The organism is Streptomyces sp. NBC_01016 (genome assembly GCF_026341035.1).
Taxonomy (GTDB): Bacteria; Actinomycetota; Actinomycetes; order Streptomycetales; family Streptomycetaceae; genus Streptomyces.
This window is the reverse complement of record NZ_JAPEOQ010000001.1, coordinates 4,753,914-4,779,496: the sequence shown is the minus strand read 5'-3', so window position 1 is coordinate 4,779,496 and position 25,583 is coordinate 4,753,914. Positions and strand designations below refer to the sequence as shown.

Sequence of the window (25,583 nt, the reverse complement as noted above, 5' to 3'; positions counted from 1 at the left end):
AGGGTGTTCCCCGTGACCTCAGCAACCGCAACACACCGACTGACAGCGCTCGTCGACGCCTCCGACCGTTTCTCCCACTCCGCCCGCGACCTGCGGGCCACGCAGCTCGCCGCCCTGGACGAACGCTTCCAGGACCGCAAGGAGTGCATCCAGCTCCTGGGCCACCGCGCCCGCGAGGCCGGCACCTCCGAAATCCGTGAACTGCCCGACCTGGTAACGCTGTTGTTCCCGCACAGCGTCTACAAGAGCTACCCGGAGAGCTTCCTGACGCAGGGGCGTTGGGACCGGCTCGCGAAGTGGCTCGGCACCGTCTCGCCGTATCCGATCACCCCGCTCGACACCTCGGACCTCGACGGCAGCGACCGCATCGACGAGTGGATCGCGCGGCTCGGCGACCACGGCCACCACGTCTCCTGCTCCAGCGGCACGACCGGCAAATCGGCGATGCTGCTCGCCACCGAGCGGGACATGGACTGGTCCCGCAAGGACACGGTGGGGGTGTTCTCGTGGGGCTCGGGCGTCCGACCGACCGGCGACCGCCGCATGATCGGCATCGCGCCGACGGCAGCCGTGCCGAAGAACATGGTGATCGCCGAGGCGCAGGAGCAGGCGTTCGGGGATCCGGCCAAGCCGCGGTTCCGGCTGCCGCTGCCACCGATCACCGTGGGCTCACTCACTCGTACCGTGCTGCTCCGCAGGAAGATCGCCGAGGGCACCGCGCTCCCCGAGGAACTCGCGGACTTCGAGCGCACCGCCACGCGGCGCCAGGAGGCGCTGGACAAGGCGATGACGACCGCCGCCGACACACTGATCGAGCACCGCACGGAGAAGCTCTACATCTCCGGCATGTGGAACGCGTTGTACCAAGTTGCCCGGCTCGTACGGGACATGGGGTGCTCCGGCAAGGACTTCCACCCCGACAACTGTCTCTACGTCGGCGGCGGCCTCAAGCGCGCCCAACTCCCGCCCCACTATCAGGAGTTCGTCCACGACACGTTCGGCATCCCGGCCGACCGGAACTTCCAGAACCACTCGATGCAGGAGCTGAACTCCGGCATGCCCAAGTGCCGCCGGGGCGACCGCTATCACGTGCCTCCGTGGGTGGTCCCGCTCGTGCTCGACGAGTCCGGGGAGCACCTTCTGCCGCACGAGAGCGGGGAGGTCGAGGGGCGGGCCGCCTTCTTCGACCTCGCGCTCGACGGGCGCTGGGGCGGCGTCATCACGGGCGACCGGATCTCCCTCACCCTCGACCCGTGCGCCTGCGGGGCGGCCGGACCTTCGATCCGTAACGACATCGTGCGCTACGCGGACCTCGCGGGCGACGACAAGATCGGGTGCGCCGGCACCGTCGACGCGTATGTGCGAGGTGTGTCGTGACGACCGCCGGGACCCGCTCCCCGTCCGCCGTCGCGGCACCGTTCTTCCTGCGCGGGCGGCTGTACGAGGGGCAGGACATCGCCCACCGTTCACGCGACCTGGGTGTCGCCTTCGCCACCCCGGCCCTGGACCTGGACCGGGCGGTGCATCCGCGCGACGAGGTGCCACCCCTGCTCGACGTGCCGCTCGCCGACATCATCGACTTCCTCGTGGAGACGGGCGAGCGGCTGCGAGCCCCGGACAACCCGTTCGTCGTCGACTGCATCGACCGGATGTCCGTCACCCACCCACTGCCCCGCACGGTCCTTGAGGAGCAGGTCAGGCACGCCTCCGGCTGTCTCGACGCCCGGTTGCTGCGCACCGTGGTGGAGGAGAACTTCCCCGACCCGAGGGCGCTGGACTCCTGGGTACCCAAAGAGGACTTCACCGGCCGCAAGAGCTTTGTCCGGGCCTTCCCGCCGCGCCTGATCCATGTACTGCCGGGCAATTCGCCGGGCGTCGCCGTGAAGTCCATCGCGCAAGGAGCGCTGGTCAAGGCGGTCAACCTGTTCAAGATGTCGTCGAGTGACCCGTTCACCACGGTCGCGATCCTGCGGACGATGGCCGACATCGACCCCAGGCATCCCGTCGTGGCGTCCATGTCGGCGGCGTACTGGCGCGGCGGCGACGAGTCCGTGGAGCGCGTCCTGTACCGCCCGCAGTACTTCGACAAGATCGTGGCATGGGGCGGCGGCGACGCCATCAACAATGTCGTCCAGTACCTCGGTCCGGGCTTTCAGTTGGTGTCGTTCGACCCCAAGACGTCGATCTCGATGATCGGCAGGGAGGCGTTCAGCACGCAAGACACCCTGGAGCGGGCCGCCGAGCTCGCCGCGACCGATGTGATGGTGCTCGGCCAGGAGGCCTGTGTCGCCAGCCGCTTCTTGTACGTGGAGGGTGACCACGCCGACGCGGACCGCTTCTGCGCGCGGCTGCACGCGCACATCACCGCGAAGGCGGCGGGCTCCAATGACACCCGGCCTCTCGACATGGAACTGCGTGAACAGATCGAGGCGCTGCGGATGCTCGACGACGAGTTCCGGGTGTGGGGGCGAGCCGACGGCAGTGGCGTGGTGATCCGGTCCGACGAGCCGGTGGACTTCCATCCGACCAACAAGGTCGCGAACGTTGTGCGCGTCGACTCCCTCGAGGACGCGCTGCGCGGCGTCACGGTCGCCACGCAGACGGTCGGCTTCCACCCGTCCGTGCGGATGGCCGACTACCGCGACCGGCTTGCCAGTTGTGGCGCACAGCGTGTGGTGCGTCTCGGCGAGGCGGGGCCGAGCACCATCGGGAGTCCGCACGACGCGATGTATCCGCTGCACCGCTTCGTGCACTGGATGGTGCACGAGGACGGGACGCGGTAAGCGGTCCCAGCCACTTGTGAGAATACAGTTCTCCATATAGGGAAATACAGATACCATCCAAGCGCCCTTGTTCCCGCGAAGGAGCCGCCATGGCCAAGTACGTCCTGCACGTAGAGTCCCGGCCCGCGAGCGAGAAGGTCGCGGAGGCTTTCAACCGCTGGTACGACGAGGTCCATCTACCCGAGGTGGTGGCGCTCGACGGCTTCGTGTCCGCCGTGCGCTACACACCACGGGATCCCGGAGGGCCATACATCACCCACTACGAGATCGAGGGCGACCCGCAGCAGGCGGTGAAGAACGTGACGGCGGCGGCGGCCGACGGACGGCTGCACATGTCGGATGTGATGAGCATGGAGCCCACTCCCCGCATGCGGATCCTGAAGGTTGCCACGGAGTACCCGGACCACCCGTCGGCCTCGCGACGTCAGCTCATCGACGGAGAACTCACGGGCGCGGAGACCATGTTCGCCTCCTTCAACCCGGCCACCGGCGAACTGCTCGGCCACGCCCCTGATGCCACCGACGAGCAGGCTCGGCAGGCCGTCACCGCCGCCCGTCGCGCCTTCGACACCACCGACTGGGCCACCGACCCCGAGCTGCGTCACCGCTGCCTCGACCAGCTGCACTCCGCGCTCGTGGAACACCGCGAGGAATTGCGGGAGTTGACGATCCAGGACGCCGGGTCGCCGCGCATGCTCACGTACGCCGCGCAACTGGACGAGCCGATCGAGCTGGTGCGGTACTACGCGGACCTCGTCAAGACCCACTCGTTCGTCGAGGACATGGGAGTGGTCGAGTACCAGGGGCAACAACACCACCGCTGGGTGGAGTGGGAGGCCGGCGGGGTCGCCGCCGCGATCGTCCCGTACAACTACCCCAACCAGTTGGCCCTGGCCAAGCTGGCCCCCGCACTCGCGGCCGGCTGCACGATCGTGCTCAAGGGTGCGCCCGACACGCCCTTGGTGACCCTGGCCCTCGGCGAGCTCATCGCCGAGCACACCGACATTCCGCCGGGGGTCGTCAACATCCTTTCCTCGTCCCGGTCCTCGGTCGGTGAGGTACTCACCACGCACCCCGATGTGGACCTGGTGACGTTCACCGGAGCGAGCCCGACCGGGCGGCGGATCATGGCGGCGGCCAGCGACACGGTCAAGCGGGTCTTCCTCGAACTGGGCGGCAAGTCCGCGCTGGTGGTCCTCGACGACGCCGACTTCAAGGGTGCCGCCACGTACGCGGCGTACATGATCTGTCTGCACTCCGGGCAGGCCTGCGCGATCACCTCGCGGATGCTGGTGCCGCGCCGCCACCACGACGCGATCGTCGAGCAGGTGGCCAGGCGCATGGAACGGGTGCGGGTCGGCGACCCGAACGACCCCAAGACGTACATGGGTCCGCTCATCAGCGAGCGGCAGCGCGACAAGGTCGACGGCATGGTGCGCCGGGCCGTCGCCGACGGCGCCACGCTGGTGACCGGCGGCAGGCGGATCGATCCCGGGTACTTCTACGCGCCGACGCTGCTGGCCAACGTCGACCCGGACAGTGAGATCGCCCAGGAGGAGGTGTTCGGCCCCGTCCTCGCGGTGATCCCGTACGACGACGATGACGACGCGGTACGCATCGCGAACAACTCCATCTACGGCCTGTCCGGCGCCGTGCAGAGCGCCGACCGGGAGCGGGCGCTCGCGGTGGCGCGGCGCATCCGCACCGGCACGTTCAGCATCAACGGCGGCAACTACTTCTTCTCCGACACCCCGTTCGGCGGCTACAAGCAGTCCGGGATCGGCCGGGAGAAGGGCGTGGCCGGCCTGGAGGAGTTCATGGAAAGCAAGACCTTCGGCGAGGCCGTGGGCTGAGCCGGTGCGGTCCGGGGCCTGCGACCCGTCGCGACCCAGGACCCGAGAACCGAGAGGGGTTCGATGAGTATCAGCGTCACGGAGCTGACCCCGACGACCGGAGTGCAGATCACCGGTCTGTCGGAGCACCGTCTGGTGGACAAGGCGGTCGCCGAGGAGTGCCGCGAGGCGCTCGACCGGCGTGGTGTCGTCGTCTACCGCGATGCCGACCTGAGCGATGCCGACCTGGTCGCCTTCAGCCGGCTCCTCGGCCGGGCCGTGCCACTGCCGAACGGCGGCGTGCCCGAACACCCCGAGGTGCAGGCGATCACCCGCGACCCGTCGAAGAGTCGACTCGCCGCGTACCGCGAGGCCACGTTCTACTGGCACATCGACGGCACGACCAGTGAAGTACCGGACAAGGCGACGTTGTTGACGGCCCGTCGGGTGGACGGAGGTGGCGGCGGCGACACCGAGTTCGCCAACACCTACGCCGCGTACGAGGCCCTGACCGCGGCGGAGCGGACCGAGCTGGACGGCGTCCGGGTCGTGCACAGCTTCGCCGCCTCGCAGCTGCACGTCACCCCGAATCCGACGCCGAAGGAGCGAGCGGCCTGGGACCGCAATCCGGCCCGCGAGCACCCGCTGGTGTGGACGCACGAGGACGGCCGTAGGTCGCTGCTCATCGGCACGACCGCGGGCGAGATCGTCGGGAGGTCGCAGGAGGAGGGAAGGGCACTCCTCGACCGCCTCCTGAACTGGACGGCGCAGCGGCGGTTCACGCTGCGTCACCAGTGGCACCAGGGAGACCTGGTGATCTGGGACAACACCGGAATGCTGCACCGGGCGCTGCCGTACGAGCAGTCCTCGTCGCGGCTGATGCACCGCACGTCATTGGCGGGCGAGGAGGCGATCGCATGAGCGGCACGGAACAGCGGCGTACGGCACTGGTCACCGGCGGAGGGTCCGGCATCGGGCGGGCCATCGCGCTACGGATGGCGGCGGACGGGTTCGCGACCGCCGTCCTGGACCTCAACAAGGACGCCGCCGAGACGGTGGCCGAGGAGGCGCGGGCCGCCGGGAACGAGGCGATGGCCGTAGGCGGCGTCGACGTGTCGGACCGGGCGCAGGTGGACGCGGCGGTCGAGCAGGTCCGCGGCGCGTACGGGCCCGTGCTCGTGCTCGTCAACAACGCGGGGAAGACGGGCTTCAAGGAGTTCCTGAACATCACGGACGAGGCCTGGGACACGATCATGTCCGTGAACCTCAGCGGGCCGTTCTACCTTTGCCAGGCGGCGATCCCCCACATGATCGAGGCGGGGTGGGGCCGCATCGTCAACATCTCGTCGTCCAGTGCGCATTCGGGCCAGCAGTACATGACGCACTACGTGGCGTCGAAGGCCGGGCTCATCGGCCTGACCAAGTCGCTGGCCCTGGAGTTCGGGCCGAAGGGCATCACCGTGAACACCGTCCCGCCGGGCTTCGTGGACACCCCGATGCTGCGCGGCTCGGAGCAGCGGGGGCTGCTCGGCCACTCGGTGGAGGACATCGCGAAGGTGACACCGGTGCGGCGGGCGGGGCGGCCCGAGGACATCGCGGCGGCGTGCTCGTTCCTGGTGTCGGAGGAGGCCGGTTACGTCACCGGCCAGGTCATCGGGGTCAACGGCGGCCGCAACACCTGAGGTTGAGGTCAGGCGCCGGGGACGTGGTTCGACCAGCCCGTCCCCGGCCAGTTGAACCAGCCGGAGGAGGCGTAGGTGCCGCCGTCCGGATGCAGCGTCGTGCCCGTGACGTACGACGAGAGGGCGGAGGCCAAGAAGACGACGCAGCCGGACACGTCCTCGGGGCGGCCCGCGCGTGCCATCGGGATGGCCACGGAGATTCCCTCCGGGGTGGGCCCGCCATGGCCCAGGGCCGCGAGGCTCGGGGTGGGCACGTAGTCCGGGGCGACGTTGTTGACGCGGATGCCGTCGGGCGCGAGCTCGACCGCGAGGGTACGGGCGAACTGTTCCACTGCCGCCTTCGCCGCCGCGTACACGGCGAAGCCGGGCGCGGCGCGGTGGGCCTCGATCGTCGACACGTTGATGATGCTGCCGCCCCGGCCGCCCGCCCGGATCCGCGGGACGGCGAGTGAGCAGGCGTGCAGGACGTGGGTGAGGTTGGTGCGGATCAGGGCGTCCCAGCCGCGCGGGCGGGTCTCGGTGAAGGGGGCGCGAAAGGTGCCGCCGACGACGTTGACGAGGATGTCGAGGCGGCCCCACCGCTCGTCGACGGCCTCGAACAGGCCCTGCAGCGCGGCCTCTTCGCGTACGTCTCCGGTATGGACGAGGGCGTCGTGACCCGCGTCCCGCAAGGCCTGGGCGGCGTCTTCGTCACGGTCGATGACTGCCGTGCGGACACCGTTGGCGGCCAGGTCGTGCACGATCGCGCTGCCGAGGCCGCCGGCGCCTCCTGTGATCACGGCGACGGTCCCGGCCAGTTCCGCACGGCCGCCGAACCAGTCGTCCGCCATCAGATCACCCTCGAGTCGTGGCCCTGCCAGTAGCGTTCGCGCAGGCGCCGTTTGTAGAGCTTGCCGTTGGGGTCGCGGGGCAGCTCGTCGGTGAAGTCCACGGTGCGCGGGCACTTGTACGCGGCCAGCTCCGCCCGGCAGTACGCGATCAGGCCGGCCGCCAACTCGGCGCCCTCTGACGCCCCTTCGGCCGGCTGCACGACGGCCTTGACCGCCTCCCCCATCTCCGGATCCGGTACGCCGATGACCGCGACGTCGGCCACCGCCGGGTGCCCGGCCAGGACGTTCTCGGCCTCCTGCGGATAGACGTTCACACCCCCGGAGATGATCATGTGGGCGCGGCGGTCGGTGAGGTAGAGGTAGCCGTCCTCGTCGAGGCGGCCGATGTCGCCGAGGGTGCGCCAGCCGTGTGCGTTCGTGACCGATGCCGTCTTCTCCGGGTCGTTGTGGTACGCGAAGAGGCGCCCGCCCTCGAAGTAGACGACGCCCTCGTGGCCCGGCGGCAGTTCCGCGCCGGTCATGTCGTCGACGATGTGGCACGCGGTGGCCGGTTTACCGACGGAACCGGGGTGGGCGAGCCACTCCTCGGCGGTGATGGCTGTGTTGCCGATGTCCTCGGTGCCCGCGTAGTACTCGTGGACGATCGGCCCCCACCAGTCGATCATCTGTCGCTTGACGGGCACCGGGCAGGGCGCGCCGGTGTGCACCACGACGCGCAGGCTCGACACGTCGTGGCGTTCGCGTTCCGCGCGCGTCAGGCGCAGCATGCGGACGAACATCGTCGGTACGAACTGGGCCTGGGTGACGCGGTGTTGTGCGATCAGTCGCAGGCATTGACGCGGCTCGAAGCCGTCCATCAGGACGACCGGGACGCCGAGGCGCTGCATGGACATCGAGTAGACGAGCGGCGCCGAGTGGTAGAGCGGGGCGGGGCTGAGGAACACGTCGCCGGGGCGCAGGCCACCGCCGTTGGCCGCGATGCCGCGGGCGATGAGCGCGGGCGCGGCGGCGGGGTCGCCGAACGGGGCGTGGGAGAGTTCCTTGCGCACGCCCTTGGGCCGTCCGGTGGTCCCGGACGAGTAGAGCATCTCGCGGCCCTCGGACTCCTCGGGCTCCGGCAGCGGTCCGTACGCGGCGATCGCTTCGTCGAGCGGGGCCCAGCCCTTCAGCTTGCCGACCGCGCACAGCCGTATGGGGATCCGGGTCAGGTCGAGGCCCGCGACCACCTCGGTCATCCGCTCGGAGGCGATGAGCGCGCGTGCGCCGCAGTCGTCGAGGATGTACTGGGCCTCGGCCGGGTGGAGGTGGCTGTTGAGGGCGGTGTAGCGCAGGCCCGAACGCTGGGCGGCCCAGGCGGCGACGAAGAAGGCCGGATGGTTCTCCATCAGCAGGGCGATGCCGTCGCCGGGCTTCAGCCCTTTGGCGCGTAGGGCGGTGGCTAGCCGGGCGGACCTGTCGTCGAGTTCGGCGAAGGTGAGGCAAGTGTCGCCCACGGGGTCGCCGGACATGTCTTCCGCCGGACCCGCGGACATGATGACGGCTGGTGCGTCGGGTGTGCGGTGTGCGTGGGCGCGCGGGGTGAGCGGCTCCATGACCCTTCCCTCAGCAGATGGTGTGTCAGATGACGAGGCCACCGTCGACCGGCAGGACCTGTCCGGTGACGAAGGACGCGGCGTCGGAGGCGAGAAACACGAACGCCGGTGCCACCTCGTCGGGTTGGGCCCAGCGGGCGAGCGGGATGCGGGCGAGCATGCCGGGGGCGAACTTCTCGTTCGTGCGGATCGTCTCGGTCATCGGTGTCGCGGCGAGCGGGGCGACGGCGTTGACCAGGATGTTCTTGCGGGCCAGCTCTCGGGCCAGGGATTTGGTGAGGCCGATGATTCCGGCCTTGGCGGCTGAGTAGTTGACCTGGCCGAGGGTGCCGGTGATGCCGGCGGAGGACGTGACGTTGATGATGCGGCCCGTGCCGTCCTCGGGGAGGTGGGCGAGGGCGGCCTGCGCGCAGCTGAAGGTGCCGAGGACGTGGATGTCGAGCATGCCGCGGACGCTGTCCTCGGTCAGCTTGGGGAACATCGCGGGCGCGGTGACGCCGGCGTTGTTGACGAGGATGTGCAGGGTGCCGTCGGTGAGCGCGGCGGCCTGCGCGACGGCGGCGTCGGCGGCGGCGCGGTCGCGAACATCGAGGGCGGCGCTGTCGGCCTTGCCGCCGTCGGTGCGGATGGCGGCGGCCGTGTTCTCGGCGGCGTCGCCGTTCACGTCGGTGACCACGACGGCAGCGCCGGCCCCGGCCAGAGCCCGGGCGACGGCGGCGCCGATGCCGCCGGGCGCGCCCGCGCCCGTGACCAGGGCGGAACGGCCGGTGAGGTCGAAGGGGGTTCGGGCCGAAGACATGGCTCTCCCTACGCGAGTCGGTTGGGTACGCCAGCAGGTGCGCCCGGTCACTGCCGGGCGCACCGCGGACACCTCGTCAGTTCACTTCGCGGCCGCCGTGGCCGCCCGGGCGCGGGCCCGGAACGACTCCAGCTTCTGGGAGGGCTCGACGACGCGCTTGCTGCGCGCCTGGATGGACACGTCGTGGCCCGCCGCACGTCGGCGCAGGGCGCCGACCGTGGCCTCCTCCTTCTTGATGTGCGTGAAGGGGTCGAAGGAGTACCAGCGCATGGCGTTCTGGTACGTCATCTTGTTCGTGTCCTCGTCCGGGACCTCGTGCTTGGCGAGCACGCCGTGCAGTTCCTCAGGGGCGTTCGGCCACATCGAGTCGCTGTGCGGGTAGTCCGCCTCCCAGCAGATGTTGTCGATGCCGATCTCGTGGCGCAGCTTCACGCCGATGGGGTCGCTGATGAAGCAGGTGAGGAAGTGCTCGCGGAACACCTCGCTGGGCAGCTTCCCGCCGAAGTCCTGGAGCGTCCACGTGGCGTGCATCTCGAAGGTGCGGTCGATGCGCTCCAGGAAGTACGGGACCCAGCCGGTGCCGCCCTCGGACAGCGCGATCTTCAGGTCCGGGTACTCCTTGAGCGGGCGGGACCAGATGAGGTCGGCGGCGGCCTGTACGAGGTTCATGGGCTGTAGCGTGATCATCGTGTCCGGTGGCCCGTCCGCGGACGGCACCGCGAGCCGGCCGGAGGAGCCGATGTGCAGGTTCATCACGGTGTCGGTGTCGCTCAGCGCCTGCCACAGCGGGTTCCAGTACGGGTCGTGGAAGCTGGGGAAGCCCATGGCGCCCGGGTTCTCGGTGAACGTGAGCGAGTGGCAGCCCTTCTCGGCGACCCGCCGCACCTCCTTGACGCAGGCGTCGACGTCCCAGATCGCGGGCAGCGCCATCGGGATGAAACGGCCGGGGTGGGCGCCGCACCACTCGTCGATGTGCCAGTCGTTGTAGGCGCGCACGAGCGCGTACGACAGGTCGCTGTTCTCCGTCTGGAAGAGGCGGGCGGCGAAGCCGGGGAATGAGGGGAAGTTCATCTGGGCGAGGACGCCGCCCGCGTCCATGTCCTTGACGCGTTCGTGCACGTCGTAGCAGCCGGGCCGGATCTCGTCGAGGCCCTGGGGTTCGAGGCCGTACTCCTCCTTGGGGCGGCCGGCCACCGCGTTGAGCGCGACGTTGGGCAGGACGGAGTCGCGGAACCGCCACACGTCGGTGCCGTCCTCGCGGTGTTCCAGGCGCGGCGCGTCGTCCCGGTACTTGGCAGGGAGGTGGTTCACGAACATGTCGGGCGGTTCGATGATGTGGTCGTCGACGCTGATGAGTATGAGGTCGTCCTGGTGCATGACCGAATGCCTTTCAGTCGGACGCGGGCAGCGCCTTGGCCGCCTTGACAGTCATGGGGGCGCCGTCGCAGGCCAGCGCGCCCGACCCGGAGGCGGTGCAGAGGAGTTCGAGGGTGTCCTGCGGGTCCACGTAACGCTTGCCGATGAGGGTGTCCGGCTCGCCACCGGACGCGTCGGGGGCAGGTGGCGCGGCGTCGGCCGGGACCAGAGGCTCCCCGCCGCATGTGAGTACGGGGGCGTGGCCCGCAGGGGCGCGAATGACGATCACTCGCACTCCGCTCGCGGCGCTGACCAGTTGGAGACCGGGGCGCAGTTCCCGGACGGCTGACGTCATCGACGGCTCCTCACTGCCGGTTCCCATCGCTGCGGAAACTAGCTTCTCTTTCACCGGTAATCAAGATTCCGAACCGACCTCCACGACCACGGCGGAGCCCATCCCCCCGCCCGCGCACATGGCGGCGACGCCGATGCCGCCGCCCCTGCGGCGCAGTTCGTGGACGAGGGTGACCAGCATCCGGCCGCCCGTCGCGGCGACGGGGTGGCCGAGCGAGCAGCCGCTGCCGTTGACGTTGACCCTGTCGGGGTCGAGGTCGAGGCGGCGCACGACGGCCACGCACATCGACGCGAACGCCTCATTGATCTCGTACAGGTCGACGTCATCGGTGCTCAGCCCCGCGCGTGCCAGCGCCTTCGGGATGGCCTGCACCGGGGCGAGCCCGGTGTCGGCCGGGTCGACACCGACCGAGGCCCACGCCTTCACCGTGGCGAGCGCGGGCAGCCCGAGCCGGTCACTGACGAGGGCGAGGGCCGCCGCGGCGTCGTTGCCGCCGGCCGCGTTGCCCGCGGTGATACTGAAGCCCTCGATCTCGGGGTGCAGGGGCTTGAGTCCGGCCAGCTTCTCCAACGACGTGTCGCGGCGCGGGTGTTCATCGGTGTCGAAGAGGCCGTACGGGGTCTCGACGGGCACGATCTCGTCCTTGAAGCGGCCCTCGTCGATGGCGCGGATCGCGCCTTGGTGCGAGCGCAGCGCCCAGGCGTCCATGTCCTGGCGGGAGATGTTCGCGGCGACGGCCGCGTTCCAGCCGACGGTGATCGACATGTCCAGGTTGGGCGCATCGGGGCGGTCGGGGTGGGTGGGTGGCACCCATGGTTCGTCGCCGAGGCGCAGGCGCGGCGAGGTGGACGCCGAGTTGACGCCCCCCGCGAGAACCACCTCGTCCATGCCGGAGCGGATTGATGCCGCGGCCGACTGCACGGCTGCGAGGGACGCGGCACAGTGCCGGTTGTGGGCGAGGCCGGGCACAGTGGGCAGCCCGGCGGTCAGTGCGGCGTGCCGGGCGATGACACCGCCGCCGTAGAGGCCCTCGGCCAGCATGATGTCGTCGATACGGTCGGGTTCGACGCCGAGTTCGGCGAGGCGGTCGGCGCTCGCGCGGACGATACCGTCGGCGAGGGTGTAGGCGTCGGTGTCGCGCAGCGTGCCTTTGCGGGCGGTGCCCACGGGGGTGCGCAGGGCCGAGACGATCACGGCTTCAGGCATGGGACTTCTCCGGGTTGTCCAGCGGGTGGTCCGGCTCGGCGGCTTCGGCGGCATGCGCAGGGTCGACGGCTTCGGTGATCTCGGCGATCAGCGTGCGGCGCAGCAGCTTTCCGGTTCCCGTGCGCGGCAGGTCGGAGCGGAAGACGACGGTGTCGGGGGTCCTGGAGGTGCGCAGCCTGCTCTTCGCCCACCGCCGGACCTCCTCCGGCTCGACGTTCTCACCGGACCCCACGAGGACGGCGACGATCCGCTGCCCCCACTCCTCGTCCGGCACCCCGATGACGACCGCCTCGCGGACACCGGGGTGGGTGAGCAGGACGTCCTCGATCTCGGCCGGGGCGATGTTCTCGCCGCCGCGGATGATGGTGTCGTCGGCCCGGCCCTCGACGTAGAGATAGCCGTCGGCGTCGAGCCGCCCCAGGTCGCCGGTGGGGAACCAGCCGTCCGCGTCGAGGACGCTGCGCCCGCGGTACTCGCCGGATATCTGCTCGCCTCGCACGTGCACGAGACCGACGCTGCCGGGCGGGGTCAACTCGCCGCCCGCCGTGCGGAGTTCGATCTCCACGCCGGGCAGTGGGCGGCCGACCGAGGTGAGCCGGTCGCGGTCGGCCGGTTCGCTCGCGGCGAGCGCGGCACGGTGGTCCTCGGGGCCGAGCACCGCGATCGAGGAGGACGTCTCGGTCAGTCCGTAGGCGTTGACGAAGGCCGTGTCGGGGAAGGTCCGCAGCGCCTTCTCGACGACGCTCCGCGGGGCGCGGGCGCCACCGTAGGCGAGGCTGCGCAGCGTGGGCACGTCGGCCGCCGCGTCTTCGGGGATCTCCTCGACGATCCGGGCGAGCATCGTCGGCACGAGCATCGCGTGGGTGACCTTCTCGCGGCGCACCGTGGCGAGCCAGTCGTCGGCGGTGAACGCCGGCAGGTACACCACGCGACGCCCTGTGTAGAGGTTGGACATCAGGTTCGTCAGGCCCGCGATGTGGTACGGCGGGACGGCGACGAGCGCCGCATCCCCCTCGGCCGCGGAGTTGAACTCCAGCGTGTTCAACACGTAGGCCAGCAGGTGCCGGTGGCGCAGCAGGGCGGCCTTCGGGGCGGCGGTGGTACCGCTGGTGTACAGGATCACGGCCACCGCGTCCTGGTCCCAGGGCGCCTGCACGTCGTCGGCCGGCGGGTCACCGGCGTCGTCGAGCAGGCCCTCCAGCTCGTCAGGGCCGATCCGGACGGCATCGGGGTGCCGTCCTTCGATCTCGGTCAACTGATCCTCGCCGAGGCGGTAGTTGAGGGGCACGAACGGCACGCCCGCGAGAGCGCAGCCGAACAGCGCGACGGGATAGGCGAGATGGTTGGGCGCGCGATACAGCACAGCGGGCGCCCCACGGAACCGGACGGCGGCGCGGCGCGCCAGAAGCAGCAACTTGGCTGCGGACAGGGAGCGTTCACCGAGACCGACCGCGGGCCGCTCCCCCGCCGTCGCGGCCATTTCGAGAGTCATCACAATGTTCATGAGAGTGCTATTCTCGCTTCAGTAGAGCGGGACTTTCAATAGGTGGGAGGTTGCGCACATGCAGATCACCGGTTGCTCCGCGATCGTGGTGGGCGGTACGGGCGGACTGGGCGAGGCCACCGTGCGCCGGCTGCACGCGGCGGGCGCGCGGGTCGTCGCCGCGGACGTCAACGACGAGAAGGGCAAAGCCCTCGAGGACGAGCTGGGCATCCGCTACGTCCGCACCGACGCCACCGACGAGGAGAGCGTGACCGCGGCACTCACGGAGGCCGAGGCCGCAGGCCCCCTCCGCATCGTCGTCGACGTGCACGGCGGCCCCGCGTCCGGTGGGCGTCTGGTCGGCAAGGACGGCAGTCCGCTCCCCCTGGACGGGTTCCGGACCACCATCGACTTCTACCTGACCTCCGTCTTCAACGTGCTGCGCCTGGGCGCGGCAGCGCTCGCCCGGCAGGAGCCGCTGGAGGAGGGCGGGCGCGGCGTCATCGTCACGACCGCGTCCATCGCCGCGTACGAGGGTCAGATCGGTCAGCTCCCCTACGCGGCGGCCAAGGGCGGCGTCGCGAGCATGACGCTGGTCGCGGCCCGCGACCTGTCCCCGTTGGGCATCCGGGTCACCACCGTCGCGCCGGGCACCGTCAACACGCCCGCGTACGGGAAGGCCGGCGATCAGCTGGAAGCCTACTGGGGGCCGCAGGTGCCGTTCCCGAAGCGCATGGGACGCAGCGAGGAGTACGCGGCACTGGTCCAGCACCTGTGTGAGAACGACTACCTGAACGGCGAGGTCGTCCGCCTGGACGGCGCGCTGCGCTTCCCGCCGAAGTAGCCGAACGCGCACACCGGTTCCCGCAGCGGAAGCCAGCGGACAGATGTCAGAAGGAGGCCCATGCCGAGCCCCCCGCCGTTCCGGCGCGCGAGCGTGACACGGATCGTCCAGGAAACCGCCGACGCCCGTACGTTCACGCTCGCGCCGCTCGATGGGCCGCTGCCGTACGAGGCAGGGCAGTACTGCATCTTCAGGATCGCGGTCGACGGACGTCCCGCGCCGCGCGCCTACTCGTTCTCCAGTGCCCCCGGTTTCGACGACGAGATCACCACGACCGTGAAGCGGGTGCCGGGCGGCGCCGCGTCGAACTGGTTGCACGATCACGTCCGTGAGGGCGACGAGCTCGAACTGACGGCGGCGCGAGGCAAGTTCACCCTGCGTCCCGCCGACACCCCGCTGCTCGGCTTCTGCGGCGGCAGCGGCATCACACCGGTCCTCTCCCTCGCCAAGAGCGCACTCGCGGGAACCGATCGCCGCGTCCGGTTGCTGTGCGCGGACCGGGACCGGGGCCAGGCCATCTTCCGCGACGCGCTGCACGCACTGGCGGCGCGGCACCCCGGGCGGCTCGACGTGGTGCGTCATCTCGACGACGTACGCGGGTACTTGACGGCGGCCGACATCAAGGAGTTCGTCGGCGGCGATTCCGGTGCCGACGCGTATGTGTGCGGGCCCGAGCCCTTCATGGAGCTCGTGGAGTCGGCCCTGGCGGGGTCGGGCCGGGTGTTCAGCGAGCGGTTCGGGGGCGGGCAGGCACCATCGCCACCCACGGCTCCCGCACCCGCGCCGCCCACGCTCAAGGAGCCGGGCACGGTGACCGTCGTCATGCGGGGGAAGCGGCAGACCATCGGCAAACGCCCCGGTGAGACCCTGCTCCAGAGCGCCCGCCGTGCCGGCTTCGCCCCGCCGTTCTCCTGCGAGGCCGGCAACTGCGCTACCTGCATGGCGATCCTGCGCGAGGGCACGGCGACGATGCGCGCCAATGACGCCCTCATGGACGACGAGGTCTCCGAGGGGTACGTACTGACCTGCCAGGCGGTGCCGGACGAGGACTCGCCGTCCGTGGTCGTCGAATACGAGTGACCCCAGCACTGAGGCGCCGCCCCTGCCCGACAGGAGGAGGGGCGGCGCCTCAGTGTGTACGAGGACCAGCAGCGCGGTCAGGCGCGGTCCCGGTCGCCCGGATCGCACAGGACGAGGATCGCGCGGGCGACGAGTTCACTTCCGCTGCCGAGCTGGTCGCTGTAGCGCGCGATGGTGTCGCGTACGGCACCTGTGAAGGACGGGTCGATGCCGCGCGGGCCGGCCGGCGGAGGCAGTTCCCGCACCATCGCCCTTCGGCGGCGCAGCAGTTCGATGATCTCCTCGTCGAGCTCGCGCAGCCGGCCGCAGGACGGAGCCGGGGCGTCACCCGCGAACGCGGAAGCCACATTGATCGTCACAGCGCATCCCCTCAGTGGACCGTGATGGCGCGCTCCGGGCAGGCCCGGGCAGCGACCCGTACGTCGTTCTCGTGCTCGGCCGGGATCTCCTCGGCGAGCACCACCGCGTATCCGTCGTCGCTCAGGTCGAAGACCTCGGGGCAGGTGGAGCAGCAGATGCCGTGACCCCGGCAGCGGTCGTCGTCGACGCTCGCCTTCACTCGCCGGTCTCCTCTCGCTTCTCGCCCACCGGCGTGAACTCCAGGTGGAGCCGGGTGAGTCCGCGCAGGATGTATGTCGGCACGTAGTGGTAGCGACGGGCGTCCGCGGGGCCGTGGTGCTCCTGGGAGATCCGGATGTCCTCGGTGCGGTCAAGGAGCCGCTCGATGGCCACCCGTGCCTCCGCACGGGCCAGAGGCGCGCCGGGGCAAGTGTGCGGGCCGCGCCCGAAGGCCAGGTGGCGGCGGACACCGGGGCGTTCGACATCGAAGGTGTCGGGGTTCTCGAACCACTCGGGGTCCCGGTTGGCCGCCCCGTTGAGCACCATCACGGTGGTCCCGGCGGGCAGTTCGACGCCGCCGAGGTCGACCGGGCACTTGGAGAGCCGGAAGTCGCCCTTGACCGGGGACTCGATCCGCAGACACTCCTCGACGAACGGGGCGATCAACTGCCGTTCCGTACGCAGTCTTCGCTGAAGCTCCTTGTCCTCGCCGAGGATCTTCAGAGCGGTGCTGAGCAGTCGTACGGTGGTCTCCTGTCCCGCGGCGAACAGATTGGCCGCGACCCGGACCGCCGCCTCGACCTCGGGCAACGTTCCGTCGGGGAAGGTAGCCGTGGCCAGGCCTGTGAGCACGTCGGACCGCGGCTCGCGGCGGCGTTCCTCGATGTAGCGGGTGAAGCGGCCGTAGAGGAACTCCAGAGGCGAATGGCCGAGTTCCTCGCTCTCCGTGCTGCCGATGGCGCCGCGGCCGCGCGGGCGCCCCTGCAACTCGTCGGCGAACTCCGCCCGGTCTCCCTCGGGAACGCCGAGCAGATCGGCGATGACGAGCAGGGTGAAGGGGCCGGCGAACCCGCCGATGAACTCACCCTCGCCCGGGGCGAGAAAGTCCTCGATCATGCCATCGGCCAACCGCCACATCGCCTCTTCGTTCTCCTTGAGGCGCTTGGGCGTGATCAGCCGCATCAGCAGCGCACGGTGGTCGGTGTGCACCGGCGGGTCCAGCGTGGGCAGTTGATCACTCATGGGCAGCTCGTCGCGGTGCCGCTCGATCAGCTCCGAGACGTCGTCACCCTCCAGCGGCACCGGGAAACCGGGGAACGGACCGGTCACGGAGACGCACGCGGAGAACCGCTCCGTGTCGTTGTAGACCTGCACGGCCTCGTCATAGCCTGTGATCAAGACGACGTCGTGGTGCTTCTCTCGTTGCACGGGGCACTGCCGCCGCAAGGCCTCGAAGTACGGATACGGATCGGCGACCACCTCCTCGTCCCGGAAGAAGTCGACCGCCTTCAAGTCCTTCACGTGAGCGCCCCTTTCAGGTGCGGCGTGCCTGGCGTGCCGCTCGCACGATATCAACCATCTCGATTTGCGAGAAGCACGTTTCCGTCATGGATGCTCGGCCGCCACCCCGTGGACGAGCAGGTCCCACAGCGCCTCGGCGTCCCCACCACGGCCGCGCACCGGCGCCCCGCTGAGCGTCAGGGCGAAGGAGTTGAACATGATGGCCTGCAACATCGCTCCCGCTCCTGCGTGCCGGTCCAGGCCGGGGCGGATCGAGCCCTCGGCCGCCGCATCGTCGAGGATCTCCTCCAGCAGCGCGAAGATCGGCGCGAAGGCGCGCGCAGCCTCCTTGGGGTCGTCGGTGAGCAACTGCTGGGCGAACTCGGCCATGCCGAGGATTTCGACGCTGCGTGAGGAGCGCGGCTGCGTCGGCGGCCTGCACAGCCGGTGGTATTCGAGGGTGAAGCGGCGCAGTCTGCTGAGCGCGTCCGGCTCCGTGGCCATCGCCTCGCGCAGCCGGGTCGCGGTCTTGAATACCGACTCCTCGAGGAGCGCGAGCAGCAGCTCGTGCTTGCCCCCGAAGTTCTGGTAGAAGCTGCGCAGCGACTGCCCCGACTGCCGGACGACCTCCTGGACCGTGAAGTCCTTGCCCGACTCACCCGCGAGCAGTTCGAGCGCGGCGTCGAGAAAGCCCTGCACGCGCTGCTCGGCGCGGGCTCGCACCGGGTCCACCGTGCGGGCGACTGCCTGTTCGCGCCAACTCGCCATGAGGCGTCACGCCTTGAGGTCGTCATCGAGTACCACGCCGAAGGTCCTGAACGCCATGGCGATGGTGTCATAGGCGCCGACACTGAACACCACGTCCATCAGTTGGCGCTCGTCGAGGGCCTCCGCGAGCCTGCGCCAAGTGGCGTCGGCGATCCGCGCGTCGCCGATCAGCTCGTCCACGGCCCGCAGCAGGGACCGCTCCTCGTCGCTCCAGCCGGCGGCATCGGGCCCCGCGCTCACCCGCTCGATCTCGTCGTCCGTCATGTCGGCCTCGTGCCGGGCGATCCACGTGTGCTGCTTCCATTCGTATGTGGCGTCGCGCAGCGCGCTGATGCGCAGGATCAGCAATTCGCGCTGACGGATCGTGAGGGTGGTGGCGAAGAGCAGGTGACCGTTGAAGACGTTGAAGGCGCGGGTCAGCTCGGGGTAACGGGCCAGCACACCCAGGGCGTTGAGCCCCTTGGGCCGGTCGGCCCCCTTCTCCGGGACCGGGTGCCGGGGCGTCGGCGGGGTGAGGGCGGCCAGCGCCTCGTGCATCTGCGGCGGCCACTGCCGCACCGGCAGCGGCGTGATGCGGGGGCCGCTAGGCCCTGCCTCGGGTGTGGTGGTCATGCGTCACTCCTCCTGGCGGCCTCGAGATACGGATACACGCGGGTGAAGTCGACGCCCGGCTCCGCCTCGGCGAACCGGCTCCACAGGGCGCCGATGAGCGCGCCGACCTCGTCGGGCCCGCCCTGCTCACCCACGGCGCCCAGATACAGCTGCACATCCTTGGCCATCAGGGAGTTGGCGAACCCCGAGTCGTAGCCGCCGGTGAGGACGTGGCGGGGGAACTTGTCCTCGGTGGCGCCGCTGCGTCCGCTGGAGGCGTTCAGTACGTCCATCAGCACCGCCGGATCGAGACCGGCGGTGCGGCCGAAGGCGAGTGCCTCGCTGGTGGCGGCGAGGGCGGTGGCGGACAGGAAGTTGTTGGCCAGCTTCGCCGCCTGCGCCAGGCCCGGCCGTTCCCCCACCCTGCGGCGCCTGTCGCTCAGGTCGGCGAGCACCGGCTCGATCTCGGCGCAGACGGCGTCTGAGGCGGCATACATGATGGTGAGCGTGCGGGCGCGGGCGCCTGAGACACCACCGGAGACGGGGGCATCGGCATGCCCGATGCCGTGCTCCGCGAGCAGGCCCGCGACGCGCCGTGCGGCGCTCACCCCGACGGTCGAGGTGTCCACCACGTACGCGGTGCCGCGCCCGGTCGTGTCCGTGAGCTCGCGCGCGACCTTCTCGCTGACGTGCCCGTCGGGCAACGAGAACACCACGATCCGTGCACCACGGGCGACTTCGGTGACGTCCTTGCACGCCACCGCGCCGGCCGGGGTGCGCCCCGGACCCGCGGCGTCATGGGCGAGAACCTCGTGACCGCGCTGTACGAGGTTGGCGGCGAGCGCGCCGCCCATGTTGCCGAGTCCGACGAACCCGATCGTCGCCATCGTCAGCCCTCGCCCTTGGGCAGGGCCGCGACCTCGGTGAGGCAGCGAAGGGCCGCGTTCCCGGCCGGGACACCGCAGTAGGCGGCGATCTGGAAGGGAAGTTCGTCGATCTCCTGCTGGGTGACGCCCGCGCGCGGGGCGGCGATGGCGTGGGTGCGGAACTCCTCCATGCGCCCGAGCGCGGCGGTCATGGCGAGCACGAGCAGGCTGCGGTCGCGGGCACTGAGGGCGCCGCCGCGTGCCCACACGCCCCACGCCGTCTCGGTGATGTAGTCCTGGAACTCGGCCACGGCGGGCCGGGTGTCGCGGACGGCGGCGTCGACGTAGGCGTCACCGAGCACGGCCCTGCGCACGGCGCGGGCGTCCCTCGGCGGCTCGGAGTGGGCCACGGTGCCTCCTGGTACGGAGAGTTGACGCATGTTTGATTATCCCCAATGGAGAATATGGTTCTCCCGATCGCCGGGCAACAGGACGCACGCCCGGACCAGGCGGCCAGAAAGTCGCAGCCGACACCTTCCGAAGCCTCGTGGGTGAGATTACAGTTCTCGCGAAACGGAAGGGGTGTTCTTGTGACGCGCGGATCATCCGGACAGCCCGACCCACCTGTGCGTCGGATCGGGTTCGCCGGCGCGGGACGCATGGGGCTGCCCATGGTGCGCCGTCTGGTGGCGGGCGGGCACAAGGTGTGCACCGTGGGCCGCACCCCCGAGCGCCGGGCGACACTGACCGCGGAGGGGGCCAAAGCCGTCGAACGTGTCGAGGACGCGGCCGAGGGCGTGGACGCGTTCATTGTCTGCGTGTTCACCGACCAGCAGGTGCGGGAGGTATGCCTCGGCAGCGGGCTGCTCGACACCCTGCCCCGGAACGCCGCGCTCATCATCCACACCACCACGAGCCCGCACACGGTCCGCGAGATCGCCGCGCGGGGCATCACCGTCCTCGACGCGCCGGTCAGCGGCGGCCCGCACGACATCGCGACCGGCCGGCTCACCGTCTTCGCGGGCGGCGACGAGGCCACCGTGGAGCGACTGCGCCCGGTGCTCGCGACGTACGCGAATCCGGTCCTCCCGGTCGGCCCGGTGGGCGCGGGCCAGAGCGTCAAACTCATCAACAACGCCCTGTTCACGGCGCAGTTGGGCCTGGTCGCGGAGGCGGCGCGGCTCGGCCGGGAGCTCGGTGTCCACGAGGCGGTACTGCTGGACGCGCTCGGTCACGGCAGCGCCGCGAGCCGAGCCCTCTCCGGGGCGGCGTCGCGGGGAGCGGCGGAGCGATTCATCAGTGATGTACGGGAGTTCGTGGCCAAGGACGCGGCCGTGGTCCGGCAGACCGTGGACGGGATCGGCGCACGCCTCGGCGCTCTGGAGCCGGCGCTCGCGGCGCTGGACCAGGCAGGGCTCCACACCAACGCGTAACGGGAAGAGGGGAAGCGGCATGGGGCGAGTCGAGGGCAAGGTCGCGATCATCACCGGCGCGGCGCGCGGACAGGGCCGCAGTCACGCGGTGCGGCTCGCGGAGGAGGGCGCCGACATCGTCGCGATCGACCTGTGTCGCGACTACGAGACGGTCAACTATCCGATGGCGACGCCGGAGGACCTGAAGGAGACCGCCCGCCTGGTGGAGAAGGTGGGCCGCAAGGTGCTTCCCGTCCAAGCCGACGTACGCAGCATCGAGGCGATGCGGGACGCCGTGGACAGTACGGTGGCCGAGTTCGGCGGGGTCGACATCGTCGTGGCACAGGCCGGGATCGCTCCACTGCAAGGCACTCCAGCGCTCCAGGCGTGGTCGGACGCGGTCGACGTCGACCTGATCGGCAGTATCAACGTCATCCAGGCCGCCCTGCCGCACCTGCGCGAGGGCGCCTCCGTGATCGCCACCGCCTCGACGGCCGCCCTCATGCAGCACGGCATCGTGGACAACCCGGGCTCCAACCCGGGCGGCGCAGGCTACGCGTACGCCAAGCGGGCCCTCGCCGAGTACATGCACGAACTCGCCCGTAATCTCGCCCCGTTGAAGCAGCGCGCCAACGTCGTGCATCCCACGAACTGCAACACGCAGATGCTCCAGAGCGAGCCCATGTACCGCTCGTTCCGCCCGGACCTGGAGCACCCCACCCGGCAGGACGCCGAGCCGGCCTTCGCCGTGCAGCAGGCGATGCCCATCCCGTACGTGGAGCCGGTCGACATCAGCAATGCGGTCCTCTTCCTCGCCTCGGACGAGGCCCGCTACATCACGGGTACGCAGCTGCGTGTGGACGCCGGCGGCTACCTCAAGTGGTACGACTGGCAACGCTGACGGGGCGTCAAACTTTGGTAGGGAAGGGACTGTTCATGAAGGTCACTGTCGATCAGGACCGCTGCCAGGGCCACACTCTCTGCGCCATGATCGCGCCGAAGGTGTTCCAGCTCGACGAGATCGACGGACACTCGTCACCGATGAGCGAGGACGTGCCGGCCGGCGAGACGGAGGCGGCGGCCGAGGCGATGCGCTCCTGCCCGGAACGGGCCATCACCATCACCGAGACCGGCGAGTCCGGCGCGTCCGCGGGCTGACGCGCCGGCCCGCACCGGGAGGAGGCACCACGTGACCACGCAGGAACAGAACGGCATGCCGGACGACGAGGCACGCAAGGACGTCCGGTACCACTTCGACCGCCACGCCCCCGAGTACCGGGAGCGGTTCGTCGAGATCACCGAGGAGATGCAGGGCCGCTGTCCGGTGGCGTGGACGGACACCCACGGCGGGCACTTCGTCGCCTCGAGCCACCAAGCGGTGTTCGACATCGCCCGGTCCGCGGACAAGCTCTCCAACGACCACGACGTCAACAACGAACGCCGCGGATACCAGGGCATCACCATCCCCGCCCCGGCACAGGGCCAGGGCTTTCGCGGCGGATTCCTGGAGATGGACCCGCCGGAGCAGCGCCACTACCGGCAGGCCCTCAACCCGTATCTGTCACCGGCGGCGGTGCAGCGGTGGATCCCGTTCCTGGACGAGCTGATCAGGGCCTGCCTCGACGAGCGTATCGAGTCCGGCGAGATCGACTTCGTGGAGGACCTCGCCAATCCGGTGCCCGCGGTGTTCACGCTGGCCATGATGGGCATTCCGCTGAAGAAGTGGCAGCTGTACAACGAGCCCGCCCATGCCGGTGTCTACACCCCGCCGAACTCCCCCGACCGGGAGCGGGTCCGCGAGCTGCACATCGCCATGATGACGGACATCGCCGAGCACATGAACACGATCCGTGCCACGCCCCGGCCCGGCTTGGTGGACGCCGTGGTCAACGCGGATGTCGGTGACACCAAGCCCTCCGACATGGACCTCCTCGGGGTGCTCGCACTGCTGATCGGCGGCGGGTTCGACACGACGACGGCGCTCACCGGGCGTTCCCTGGAGTGGCTCTCGCAACACCCCGAGGAGCGGGAGCGGCTCAGCCGCGAGCGGGCGAAACTGCTCGACCCGGCCACGGAGGAATTCCTGCGCTACTTCACGCCGGCCGTGGGCGACGGACGTACCGTCGCCGAGGACTGCGCGCTGGCGGGCCAGGAGTTCAAGGAGGGCGACCGGGTGTGGCTGTCGTGGGCGATGGCCAACCGTGACCCGTCGGTCTTCCCCGACCCGAACCACGTCGACCTGGAGCGCAAGGGCAACCGGCACCAGGCGTTCGGCCTCGGCATCCACCGCTGCATCGGCTCGAACGTCGCGCGTGTGGTGTTCAAGCGGATGCTCAGCCATGTCCTGGACCGGATGCCGGACTACGTGTGTGCTGCGGAGGGGACCGTGCACTACGACTCCGTCGGGATCATCAATGGCATGCGTCACCTGCCCGCCACGTTCACGCCGGGCAAGCGGCTCGGCCCCGGGCTCGACGAGACCCTGGACAAGCTCCAGAAGGCCTGCGACGAGCAGGGCCTGGCCGCTCCGGTGACGGCGCGCGGCGAACGAGCGGACATCCGCTGACCAGTGGCTCGTAGCGCTACTTCGAGGAGATCCCGTGGCACGGCGTTCCTTGCCTCTGCTCACCGATGACACCGCGTTCTTCTGGACGTCCGGCGCGGACGGCCGGCTCCGCTTCCAGCGGTGCGCGGACTGCTCCGCGCTGAACCATCCGCCGCTGCCGGTCTGCCGCCGCTGCCGCGGTCACGAGCTGACCGTCGCCGAGGTCGCGGGCACCGCCACCCTCGTCTCCTTCACGGTCAACGAACGCTTCCCCGCGCCCGGTCTTGAGCCGCCGTTCGTGGTGGCTCGGGTGGCGGTCGACGAGGATCCGCGGGTCCGGCTCACCACCAACGTCGTCGGCTGCGAGCCGTCCGAGCTGCGGCTCGGGATGCGCCTGGAGGTGGCCTTCGAGCAGGTCGAGGACGTGTGGCTGCCGCTGTTCCGGCCGTGCGCCGAACAGCCGGACCCGCTGCCGGCCCTGCCACCGGACGACCCGGATCCCGAGCGGATCAGGGCCCTGGTCCGGCCGCCGGTGAGCACCGACCGCTTCGAGCACCGGGCAGCGCTGACCGGCACCGGGGCCTCCAGGATCGGCCGGCGCCTCGGCGTGCCGCCGCTCGCGCTGACCGTCGAGGCGTGCGAGCGGGCCGTCGCCGACGCGGGGCTCGCCCTCGACGACATCGACGGCCTCGCCACGTATCCGGGCTCGGGCATCTCGGCCGGTTTCGGGGAGGGCGGCGTCACCGCCGTGGAGAGCGCACTCGGCATCCGGCCGACCTGGCACAACGGCGGGATGGAAACGTTCGGCCCGACCGGCTCGGTGATCGCCGCGATGCTGGCGGTCGCGGGCGGTTTGGCCCGGCACGTGCTGTGCTTCCGTACCGTCTGGGAGACCACGCACACCCAGCAGGTGCGCGAGGGGCTGCGGCCGATGCCACGTCAGGACCGGGTCGCGGACGGCGCGCAGTGGGTCACGCCGTTCGGCGCTCACTCCGCCGCGATCCACCTCGCGCAGAACGCGCAGCGCCACTTCCACGAGTACGGCACCACGCGCGAGACGCTCGGCTGGATCGCCCTCAACCAGCGCGCGAACGCCGCGCTCAACCCCGAGGCGATCTACCGCGAGCCGCTCACCATGGACGACTACCTGTCGGCCCGCCCCATCACCAGCCCCTTCGGCCTCTACGACTGTGATGTGCCGTGCGACGGGTCGATCGCGGTGGTGGTGTCGGCGGTCGACGTCGCCCGTGGGCTGCCGAAGCCGCCCGTACTCGTCGAGGCGGTCGGCACGCAGCTCGTCGAGCGCCTGGAATGGGACCAGACGACATCGACTCACGAACCCCAGGTGCTCGGGCAGGCCGCTCATCTGTGGACGCGTACCGATCTACGGCCCGACGACGTCGACGTGGCGCTGCTCTACGACGGCTTCACCGTCAACTGCCTCTCGTGGCTTGAGGCGTTGGGCTTCTGCGGCATCGGGGAGGCCAAGGACTTCCTGGACGGCGGCAAGAACATCGCCCGCGACGGGGTGCTGCCCGTCAATCCGCACGGCGGCCAGCTCTCGCACGGCCGCACTCACGGCATGGGCCTCGTCCGCGAGGCGATCACGCAGTTGCGCGGCGAGGGTGGCGCCCGGCAGATCGCCGGGGCCCGCACCGCCGTGGTCAGCACCGGCGGCCTCACGCCGAGCGGTGTCATGCTGCTGCGGGCGGACGGATGA

26 protein-coding genes are annotated in these 25,583 nt (G+C 70.3%); 12 read left to right on the top strand and 14 right to left on the bottom strand.

Features of this window, described 5'->3' with window-relative positions; genetic code table 11:
* The first annotated feature begins 12 nt into the window (after window positions 1-12).
* From OG746_RS21470 to OG746_RS21450, 5 genes are all read left to right on the top strand, one after another.
* Window positions 13-1,377, top strand: a complete 1,365-nt coding sequence (locus OG746_RS21470; protein ID WP_266716875.1) for a hypothetical protein — start codon at window positions 13-15, stop codon at window positions 1,375-1,377.
* Window positions 1,374-2,783, top strand: coding sequence for an acyl-CoA reductase (locus OG746_RS21465; protein ID WP_266716873.1), 1,410 nt, complete (start codon window positions 1,374-1,376; stop codon window positions 2,781-2,783). Before OG746_RS21470 ends, OG746_RS21465 begins: the two co-directional genes overlap by 4 nt.
* Window positions 2,784-2,872: 89 nt before the next feature.
* Window positions 2,873-4,636: an aldehyde dehydrogenase family protein gene (locus OG746_RS21460; RefSeq protein WP_266716871.1), complete on the top strand. Its 1,764-nt coding sequence runs from the start codon at window positions 2,873-2,875 to the stop codon at window positions 4,634-4,636.
* A 63-nt stretch (window positions 4,637-4,699) separates the two neighbouring features.
* On the top strand, window positions 4,700-5,536 hold the full coding sequence (locus OG746_RS21455) for a TauD/TfdA dioxygenase family protein (protein WP_266716869.1): 837 nt from the start codon (window positions 4,700-4,702) through the stop codon (window positions 5,534-5,536).
* Complete coding sequence (locus OG746_RS21450) at window positions 5,533-6,297, top strand: SDR family NAD(P)-dependent oxidoreductase (RefSeq protein WP_266716868.1); 765 nt, start codon at window positions 5,533-5,535, stop codon at window positions 6,295-6,297. The genes OG746_RS21455 and OG746_RS21450 overlap by 4 nt, the downstream gene beginning before the upstream one ends.
* Window positions 6,298-6,305: 8 nt before the next feature.
* Here the strand turns inward: OG746_RS21450 and OG746_RS21445 are convergent, their stop codons facing one another.
* The 7 genes from OG746_RS21445 to OG746_RS21415 form a co-directional block, all read right to left on the bottom strand.
* Entirely contained in the window at window positions 6,306-7,127 is an 822-nt protein-coding gene (locus tag OG746_RS21445) for an SDR family NAD(P)-dependent oxidoreductase (RefSeq protein ID WP_266716866.1), read from the bottom strand.
* A complete protein-coding gene (locus OG746_RS21440; protein ID WP_266716864.1) occupies window positions 7,127-8,719 on the bottom strand; it encodes an acyl-CoA synthetase in 1,593 nt (530 codons plus the stop codon). The genes OG746_RS21445 and OG746_RS21440 overlap by 1 nt, the downstream gene beginning before the upstream one ends.
* 25 nt (window positions 8,720-8,744) lie before the next feature.
* Window positions 8,745-9,518: an SDR family NAD(P)-dependent oxidoreductase gene (locus tag OG746_RS21435; RefSeq protein WP_266716862.1), complete on the bottom strand. Its 774-nt coding sequence runs from the start codon at window positions 9,516-9,518 to the stop codon at window positions 8,745-8,747.
* Between the two features lie 81 nt (window positions 9,519-9,599).
* Entirely contained in the window at window positions 9,600-10,895 is a 1,296-nt protein-coding gene (locus OG746_RS21430) for an amidohydrolase family protein (protein ID WP_266716861.1), read from the bottom strand.
* 13 nt (window positions 10,896-10,908) lie between these two features.
* Window positions 10,909-11,229, bottom strand: a complete 321-nt coding sequence (locus OG746_RS21425) for a hypothetical protein (protein ID WP_266716860.1) — start codon at window positions 11,227-11,229, stop codon at window positions 10,909-10,911.
* A 60-nt stretch (window positions 11,230-11,289) separates the two neighbouring features.
* Entirely contained in the window at window positions 11,290-12,435 is a 1,146-nt protein-coding gene (locus OG746_RS21420) for a thiolase family protein (RefSeq protein WP_266716859.1), read from the bottom strand.
* Window positions 12,428-13,927, bottom strand: coding sequence for a class I adenylate-forming enzyme family protein (locus OG746_RS21415; protein WP_266716858.1), 1,500 nt, complete (start codon window positions 13,925-13,927; stop codon window positions 12,428-12,430). Before OG746_RS21415 ends, OG746_RS21420 begins: the two co-directional genes overlap by 8 nt.
* A 70-nt stretch (window positions 13,928-13,997) precedes the next feature.
* Here OG746_RS21415 and OG746_RS21410 point away from each other — a divergent pair, with 70 nt between their 5' ends.
* Together OG746_RS21410 and OG746_RS21405 are read left to right on the top strand one after the other, a co-directional pair.
* Window positions 13,998-14,762 (top strand): SDR family oxidoreductase, encoded by a 765-nt coding sequence (locus OG746_RS21410; protein WP_266716856.1) that lies wholly within the window; start codon window positions 13,998-14,000, stop codon window positions 14,760-14,762.
* Window positions 14,763-14,822: 60 nt separating this feature from the next.
* The gene (locus OG746_RS21405) at window positions 14,823-15,842 is read left to right on the top strand and encodes a ferredoxin--NADP reductase (protein WP_266716854.1); all 1,020 of its coding nucleotides are present in this window, start codon (window positions 14,823-14,825) and stop codon (window positions 15,840-15,842) included.
* A gap of 77 nt (window positions 15,843-15,919) precedes the next feature.
* Here OG746_RS21405 and OG746_RS21400 read toward each other — a convergent pair whose 3' ends face one another.
* From OG746_RS21400 to OG746_RS21370, 7 genes are all read right to left on the bottom strand, one after another.
* A complete protein-coding gene (locus tag OG746_RS21400) occupies window positions 15,920-16,201 on the bottom strand; it encodes a hypothetical protein (protein WP_266716852.1) in 282 nt (93 codons plus the stop codon).
* Between the two features lie 11 nt (window positions 16,202-16,212).
* A complete protein-coding gene (locus OG746_RS21395; RefSeq protein ID WP_266716850.1) occupies window positions 16,213-16,401 on the bottom strand; it encodes a ferredoxin in 189 nt (62 codons plus the stop codon).
* Complete coding sequence (locus OG746_RS21390; protein WP_266716848.1) at window positions 16,398-17,702, bottom strand: cytochrome P450; 1,305 nt, start codon at window positions 17,700-17,702, stop codon at window positions 16,398-16,400. Before OG746_RS21390 ends, OG746_RS21395 begins: the two co-directional genes overlap by 4 nt.
* 84 nt (window positions 17,703-17,786) lie before the next feature.
* Window positions 17,787-18,449, bottom strand: coding sequence for a TetR/AcrR family transcriptional regulator (locus OG746_RS21385; RefSeq protein ID WP_266716846.1), 663 nt, complete (start codon window positions 18,447-18,449; stop codon window positions 17,787-17,789).
* A gap of 6 nt (window positions 18,450-18,455) precedes the next feature.
* Window positions 18,456-19,061, bottom strand: coding sequence for a carboxymuconolactone decarboxylase family protein (locus OG746_RS21380; protein WP_266716844.1), 606 nt, complete (start codon window positions 19,059-19,061; stop codon window positions 18,456-18,458).
* Window positions 19,058-19,927, bottom strand: a complete 870-nt coding sequence (locus OG746_RS21375; protein ID WP_266716842.1) for an NAD(P)-dependent oxidoreductase — start codon at window positions 19,925-19,927, stop codon at window positions 19,058-19,060. The genes OG746_RS21380 and OG746_RS21375 overlap by 4 nt, the downstream gene beginning before the upstream one ends.
* Before the next feature lie 2 nt (window positions 19,928-19,929).
* Window positions 19,930-20,316 (bottom strand): carboxymuconolactone decarboxylase family protein, encoded by a 387-nt coding sequence (locus OG746_RS21370; RefSeq protein ID WP_266716840.1) that lies wholly within the window; start codon window positions 20,314-20,316, stop codon window positions 19,930-19,932.
* Between the two features lie 45 nt (window positions 20,317-20,361).
* On the opposite strand from OG746_RS21370, the gene OG746_RS21365 reads away from it, so the two are divergent.
* From OG746_RS21365 to OG746_RS21345, 5 genes are read left to right on the top strand one after another with little or no spacing between them, the layout of a single operon-like run.
* On the top strand, window positions 20,362-21,339 hold the full coding sequence (locus OG746_RS21365; protein ID WP_323179642.1) for an NAD(P)-dependent oxidoreductase: 978 nt from the start codon (window positions 20,362-20,364) through the stop codon (window positions 21,337-21,339).
* 19 nt (window positions 21,340-21,358) lie between these two features.
* Window positions 21,359-22,219 carry a mycofactocin-coupled SDR family oxidoreductase gene (locus tag OG746_RS21360; RefSeq protein WP_266716836.1) on the top strand — a complete coding sequence of 287 codons (861 nt, stop codon included), beginning with the start codon at window positions 21,359-21,361 and terminating at the stop codon, window positions 22,217-22,219.
* Between the two features lie 35 nt (window positions 22,220-22,254).
* On the top strand, window positions 22,255-22,476 hold the full coding sequence (locus OG746_RS21355) for a ferredoxin (protein WP_266716834.1): 222 nt from the start codon (window positions 22,255-22,257) through the stop codon (window positions 22,474-22,476).
* A 31-nt stretch (window positions 22,477-22,507) separates the two neighbouring features.
* A complete protein-coding gene (locus OG746_RS21350) occupies window positions 22,508-23,884 on the top strand; it encodes a cytochrome P450 (protein WP_266716832.1) in 1,377 nt (458 codons plus the stop codon).
* Window positions 23,885-23,918: 34 nt separating this feature from the next.
* Window positions 23,919-25,583: a thiolase C-terminal domain-containing protein gene (locus OG746_RS21345; protein ID WP_266716830.1), complete on the top strand. Its 1,665-nt coding sequence runs from the start codon at window positions 23,919-23,921 to the stop codon at window positions 25,581-25,583.

Coding starts and splice junctions, on each gene's coding strand:
- OG746_RS21460 (WP_266716871.1), top strand. CDS start 2,873: ATGGCCAAGTACGTCCTGCACGTAGAGTCCCGGCCCGCGAGCGAGAAG.
- OG746_RS21455 (WP_266716869.1), top strand. CDS start 4,700: ATGAGTATCAGCGTCACGGAGCTGACCCCGACGACCGGAGTGCAGATC.
- OG746_RS21450 (WP_266716868.1), top strand. CDS start 5,533: ATGAGCGGCACGGAACAGCGGCGTACGGCACTGGTCACCGGCGGAGGG.
- OG746_RS21445 (WP_266716866.1), bottom strand. CDS start 7,127: ATGGCGGACGACTGGTTCGGCGGCCGTGCGGAACTGGCCGGGACCGTC.
- OG746_RS21440 (WP_266716864.1), bottom strand. CDS start 8,719: ATGGAGCCGCTCACCCCGCGCGCCCACGCACACCGCACACCCGACGCA.
- OG746_RS21435 (WP_266716862.1), bottom strand. CDS start 9,518: ATGTCTTCGGCCCGAACCCCCTTCGACCTCACCGGCCGTTCCGCCCTG.
- OG746_RS21430 (WP_266716861.1), bottom strand. CDS start 10,895: ATGCACCAGGACGACCTCATACTCATCAGCGTCGACGACCACATCATC.
- OG746_RS21425 (WP_266716860.1), bottom strand. CDS start 11,229: ATGACGTCAGCCGTCCGGGAACTGCGCCCCGGTCTCCAACTGGTCAGC.
- OG746_RS21420 (WP_266716859.1), bottom strand. CDS start 12,435: ATGCCTGAAGCCGTGATCGTCTCGGCCCTGCGCACCCCCGTGGGCACC.
- OG746_RS21415 (WP_266716858.1), bottom strand. CDS start 13,927: ATGACTCTCGAAATGGCCGCGACGGCGGGGGAGCGGCCCGCGGTCGGT.
- OG746_RS21410 (WP_266716856.1), top strand. CDS start 13,998: ATGCAGATCACCGGTTGCTCCGCGATCGTGGTGGGCGGTACGGGCGGA.
- OG746_RS21405 (WP_266716854.1), top strand. CDS start 14,823: ATGCCGAGCCCCCCGCCGTTCCGGCGCGCGAGCGTGACACGGATCGTC.
- OG746_RS21385 (WP_266716846.1), bottom strand. CDS start 18,449: ATGGCGAGTTGGCGCGAACAGGCAGTCGCCCGCACGGTGGACCCGGTG.
- OG746_RS21380 (WP_266716844.1), bottom strand. CDS start 19,061: ATGACCACCACACCCGAGGCAGGGCCTAGCGGCCCCCGCATCACGCCG.
- OG746_RS21375 (WP_266716842.1), bottom strand. CDS start 19,927: ATGGCGACGATCGGGTTCGTCGGACTCGGCAACATGGGCGGCGCGCTC.
- OG746_RS21365 (WP_323179642.1), top strand. CDS start 20,362: ATGGAGAATATGGTTCTCCCGATCGCCGGGCAACAGGACGCACGCCCG.
- OG746_RS21360 (WP_266716836.1), top strand. CDS start 21,359: ATGGGGCGAGTCGAGGGCAAGGTCGCGATCATCACCGGCGCGGCGCGC.
- OG746_RS21355 (WP_266716834.1), top strand. CDS start 22,255: ATGAAGGTCACTGTCGATCAGGACCGCTGCCAGGGCCACACTCTCTGC.